Genomic DNA, 5,317 nt, shown 5'->3' with positions numbered 1-5,317 from the left:
GTGACGGCACTGCGGTGGGTGACGGCACTGTGGTGGGTGACGTGGTGGGTGACGGCACTGTGGTGGGTGACGGCACTGTGGTGGGTGACGGCACTGCGGTGGGTGACGGCACTGTGGTGGGTGACGCGGTGGGTGACGGTACTGTGGTGGGGATGGGGGCAGGCTTGTCGGTGGGGGTGGGTGACGGTACTGTGGTGGGCGTCGCTGGTGGTAGTTCACAGGTGGGCGTCGCTGGTGGTAGTTCACAGGTGGGTGTCGCTGGTAGTGGTTCGCAGTCCTTAGTTAGCGAGATCATCACATCATCTGATGGCTCATCTGCAACAACCAGCCTCATACTTCCGCTCACGAGGATGGTGAGTGGGAGTATGAGGGCGAAGATGAAGGCAAAAGCAAGGTGTTTCATCACATCTACCGCATTAATCAAAAAATGCCATTGATGCGTACCAGTTGTTGGCAGCAGATACCGTGTTCGAACGCACCTTCCAGCCCACGGCAAAACTGTTCGACATCTACCTGCTGCCAAGATCTCCTAGGCCCGTGACGACGCGGCGGTTCTCGGCTCCACTGCATCGCTGCGTACGCGCCAACGTCTCATCTCTGCTGGACGTTGCGCTGGGAAACGCGATCGAGTGGGGTGCCTAGCCGTCTGACGCGCCTTTGCTTTTGGGACATCCTGTGGATGCGGAGCGTGCGGGTGGCCCGCACATAGCTAGGGCAAACTGCCCCGACAAACCAGGTTGACGAAGGCCAGGAGAATAACTGCTTGCACTTGGATCATAACTTGTAGCACAACTTAAGTATAATCCTGGGATTGGCAAGCAGGTAGCAGGCAAACGGTGTGTTCCCGGTCAGGGTTTTCCTGTCAATGCCAGGAGGGTGAGGGGCGATCGATCTCATTCTCAAAGGGTTTCACCAGAGGGCGTCAAATCGCCCTGATGCCCACGATGGCACCCGGGTGGCGGGCCGCGTCGTGGCGCCGCTTCCCAGTGGTAGGGGCCATCCGGGGAGGCTTGCCCGGTGTGCGCCAGGCCATGTCTCTGGCACTCTATGGATCGCAGCGATGCACACCGGGTAGGTCGGAGGGGAATCGCCCGACCCTTACACGGCCTGGGGTGGCACGCACCATGCTTGTGCTGGCGAAAACGGTCAGCGTCGCTGACCGTTTTCGCCAGCACAAGCATGATTCTTGGGGGCCGCAGGACCCCAAACCCACAGCTGGAGGCTTACGTTGCCCACTGCATTGCTGCTGCGCCCTCGTGCAGGGATGGATCTGCTCTACAACCGATGAAAGACCTCGCCCCGCCCGTTCACCATCAGATAGCCATTGCGGGTAAGCAACATTGTGTGCTCGTCGGTCTGGGGGATCGCGACAGGACGGGCGACCATCACTTCGCCGTCAGGTAATTCGACGCGCAGGGTTGGCTGCACCGGCTCTTCAAACGCGGGTTCGCCACTGGCAACCCGCCGAGCGGCCTGCCCGAGAACCTGCATCTGACGAGCAACCAGACTTGTCACGACAACCACGGCTGCAATAGCGAGCCCAAGCGCCGCTGCTGGAAGAATGACGGCCAGGGTTATGATCAAGGCCGCGGTGAGGAACAGGACGATGCCTGCGAGTTGCCCCCACTGACGGACAGAAGACGTGTATGATATATTCATTGCGAGACCCTTTTATCCCAATTATGCTTGAAGCTGCTGGATTGTCATGCGGAGCGGAGCGAAGCATCTTGCTCTTCCTGATGCGGGAGACTCTTCGCTGTGCTCGGAAGCAACACAACCTCATCGTCGGAGCGCAACGGCTCCACGGTCATTCCGAACGAAGCCGCAGGCGCAGTGAGGAATCTGCACTGATCGTCATGGAAGACCCCCCACTCCGTTCGGGGTGACCATGCCGTTCGGGGTGACCATGCAGGCTGCCCACGCGCACTCGTTGCTCTCCATACCACTGGCCCGCGGGCCATTTAGTACTCAGGGTGACACATTGTCACACCTCTGCTTGCTTGTCAGTATAGCAGGGTCGTGTTGTATGGGTGCTAGCAAAGTGTTAGCAAAGTGTTGGCGTTAGCGTTTGACAAGTGGTAAGAAGAGAAGCCTGCGCGGGATGTCGTCTTGATCATGAAGGCGTACGTGCGTCAGTGGATCACCGAGCAGGAGATAGGTGAAGAGCGGGCCGGTGTTGAGACCGCTGTTGGTGGCGAGGTTGTGCAGACTCGCCAGGGTGAGGGTGCCGAGGGTGGCCTCGTTGGCTGGGGTAGCCCAGAGCGCTGCGAAGAAGCCCTGGTGAAGCTGGTTGTGCCCGTAGGAGACCCCAAAGCCGGCCGGCCCCCAGACGGCAATGGCACCGCCGCGGGCCAGGACGAGGCGCTCATCAACGGAGGTGCCGCTCATGGCCGGGGTGGCAAAGGCGCTACTCAGGCAGGTCATAGCTAGCACGATGGGGAGACGGTCGCGGTTGGTGAGTTGGTCAGGGTCGTAGAGACCAAGGAGCCACGAGTATTCGCCACTTGGATCGGTGATGGCCCATTGCCAGGCGTGGCTGTGGCCGGTATAGACGAGCAGACTCGCGCCGTTGTTGAAAGCGGCGAGCGTTTGCTGACGCGCCTCAACCGCTGAGGCGTAGCCATTGGTGTCAGAGGGATCGTAGTAGACGCGTCGCACCTGCATCTGGGCAGGGAGGGCGTCGGCGATCGCTTCGGACTCGGCGGCAAAGTCGCCGGCGGTATCGGCGTCGTCGGCGATCAGGGCAATGGTCTGACGCCAGCCCTCGCCGACAGGAGCGGTATCGTACGCGGTCAGTTTGCCCACCAGCGCTTGCAACTCAGCTTCACTCTTGACCGGTAGCCGTCCAATGGCGAGGGTCGGCATCCGTTGATCCCGTGGATCGTCGGTGGCAAGCCGTCCATAGCATGTATCGCAGGCCGCCTCGCCAAGCCATGGGTCAACATAGGCCAGGTAGGGCGGAATAATGTTGCGATTGAGGCTCCCGCGTTTTGTCCAGTCGTGCGGGTCAACGCTGCCATCGCCTACGAGGATGATCATCGAGGGTGGATCGGGCCAGGTTGTTGTGAGATGGCGGAGAAAATGCCGGATTGCTTCGGGATCAACGGCCCCGTAGCTCCAGGCCCCATAGATCGCTTCGATCGAGGCCACGGCTGTGCGGTAGCCCTGCGCCTGGCGATGCGCAAGCAGTGGCTCCAGTGTGGCGTGCCATGCTTCCGGGGCAATGTAGAGCGCGTCGAGGCTTTGTGGTGCGTTGATGGTCGTGGCGTGCCATGCTGTCACGGTGGGTTGGTGGAGGGTGCCAGGGCCGGTGATTAGGTATCTGCGGGCTTGCGGGCCGTCAACAAAACTGGTGGCCGCCGGGTGCAGCCGCACCGGTACAGCTGGTTCGCTGATGTCGTACAGATTCCAGTTTGGGGGGAGACCGGTGAGTTGATAGCGCCAGTTCCCGCCGATGCCCTCAAAGAGGACGCCCTGTTCCGCCAATTCGAGCCGCGCCGGACGCTCCCAGGTGATGGTATCAAGCAGCGTGCCGACGGGTTGTTCTGCCGCACTCAGGCTTACCTGGAGCATTTCGTCGGATTGAGCGAGTTCACCGACGTGATTGCGTTGCTGCTCTATCCCTGGTTCACAGACGATGCCTAATCCGGGAAGTTCCAGCGCGAAGCCGCCGCAGTCTAGTGCCTCCCTTGCCCCCCACCCCCTGCCCCTCCCCCACGAGGGGGGAGGGGAGTTTTCCCGCAGCACCGTAGCGTTTTTGGCAGGCGACACCTGTTCCCCCCACCCCCACCCCCTGCCCCTCCCCCACGAGGGGGGAGGGGAGTTTTCCCGCAGCACTATCTGGTGGTTGGTTCCCACCTCCCCTACCATCAACTGATGTTCCCACAGGCCTATCCCCGTCCAGGTGATAACTGCAGACTGGTTGGCGAGGGCGACGTGCAGATGCAAGGCACCGGTGGTATAGCTCTGGCCGGTGACGGTCAGGCTCAGGGGGCCTGTGGCCGGCGGGAGGGTCGCATCGAGGGGGAGCTCGATGGTAGCGGGGCGCCCTGGTTCGGCGCGCAGGTCGCCGCTAAACCAGTGGTCGTTGTCAGGGCCGGCGCGGCGCGAGTCGTAGCGTTGCGGGGTGTAGATCTGGCCTGTTTCGCGTGCCTCGGTGCGTAAGGGGGCCGTGCCTTCAGCGACGTTCCGCGAGGCGAGGCGTGGTCCGGTGGTCGCCTCGACGGTGAGCCAGTAGTGCGCCGTGAGATTCCAGCGATCGCCCGGTGGCGGCGCGTAGAAGCGGATGGTATCGGTTGGATCAAGGCGCTGGTCGCCACCGTCATCCACCTCCAACGGGATGGCATGCCCGGCGTGATGAAGCCAGAGTTGGGCTGGATCAACGGCAGGATCGAGGCCTGCTGCCAGCAAGGTAGCCCCGGTCAGGTGCTGCATACCCCCTGCGCTCACCGTGATGACCAGGGCTTCAGTCGTCGTGGGTGATTGAACGATCGTCTGGCTCGTGGTTGCTCCTGGGAGATTCAGGCTGACCAGCAGCACAACGAGCAACCCAAGCAGGGTGCGGTGCAGGCCGAGACGTCTCTGTGTGTGGATTAGCGTCGCCACCGTAGCACTGCTCCGATCACGATGAGACTCAACGCAAGCGCATAGAGGCCTGGGTTGCCAGGGGTTGTGTGCGCAAGACCGGCGTGGGGCAAGATGACCGAGATTTCGGGATCACCTGGGCCTGTGCCAGACGTTGGCAAGGTTTCGGCGGTTGGTTGCCATCCTGTGGCAAGGGTTGGCGTTGCTTGCGGCGTTGATGTCGCCGGGACATTGGTGATAGGTAATAGGATCGTTGGGATGGCCTCTTCGGTGGGCACGACATCCTCGGTGGGCAGAGTGATTACGATCACAGAAGGAGTCGCGCTTGGCACGATATCCTCGGTGGGCAGAGTGATTACGATCACAGAAGGAGTCGCGCTTGGCACGATATCCTCGGTGGGCATGGTGATGACGGGTGCCGAAGGAGTTGGGCTTGGCACGATATCCTCGGTGGGCATGGTGATGACGGTCGCCGAGGGGGTTGGGCTTGCCGTAGCCGTCGAGGATGGATCGGCGGTCGGAGTTTGGCTTGGGGTTGGCTCCTCCGTGGGGTCGGGCGGGACCTCAGTGGGCGTCGGCACTTCAGTGGGGTCGGGCGGGACCTCAGTGGGCGTCGGCACTTCAGTGGGGTCGGGCGGGACCTCAGTGGGCGTCGGCACTTCGGTAGGATCCGGTGGCACCTCGGTTGGGGTCGGCACTTCAGTGGGGTCGGGCGGGACCTCAGTGGGCGTCG

3 protein-coding genes and 1 pseudogene are annotated in these 5,317 nt (G+C 62.1%); 1 reads left to right on the top strand and 3 read right to left on the bottom strand.

Going from position 1 to position 5,317, the window contains the following annotated elements; all coding sequences use genetic code 11:
- A partial coding sequence (locus EYB53_RS24930; protein ID WP_205712771.1) for an LbetaH domain-containing protein occupies positions 1–437 on the top strand: 437 nt, incomplete at its 5' end.
- 838 nt (positions 438–1,275) lie between these two features.
- Here EYB53_RS24930 and EYB53_RS24925 read toward each other — a convergent pair.
- The 3 genes and pseudogenes from EYB53_RS24925 to EYB53_RS24915 form a co-directional block, all read right to left on the bottom strand.
- A complete protein-coding gene (locus EYB53_RS24925) occupies positions 1,276–1,659 on the bottom strand; it encodes a hypothetical protein (protein WP_135482260.1) in 384 nt (127 codons plus the stop codon).
- A 402-nt stretch (positions 1,660–2,061) separates the two neighbouring features.
- Positions 2,062–4,605, bottom strand: coding sequence for a C25 family cysteine peptidase (locus tag EYB53_RS26845; protein ID WP_135482258.1), 2,544 nt, complete (start codon positions 4,603–4,605; stop codon positions 2,062–2,064).
- Positions 4,593–5,317, bottom strand: a pseudogene (locus EYB53_RS24915) (hypothetical protein); the annotation flags it as partial. The pseudogene EYB53_RS24915 and the gene EYB53_RS26845, both read right to left, overlap by 13 nt.

The organism is Candidatus Chloroploca mongolica (assembly GCF_004762035.2).
In the GTDB taxonomy this organism is placed as follows: Bacteria; Chloroflexota; Chloroflexia; order Chloroflexales; family Chloroflexaceae; genus Chloroploca; species Chloroploca mongolica.
Note: the sequence above shows the minus strand (reverse complement) of the source record. Positions and strands in the feature narration are given on the sequence as shown.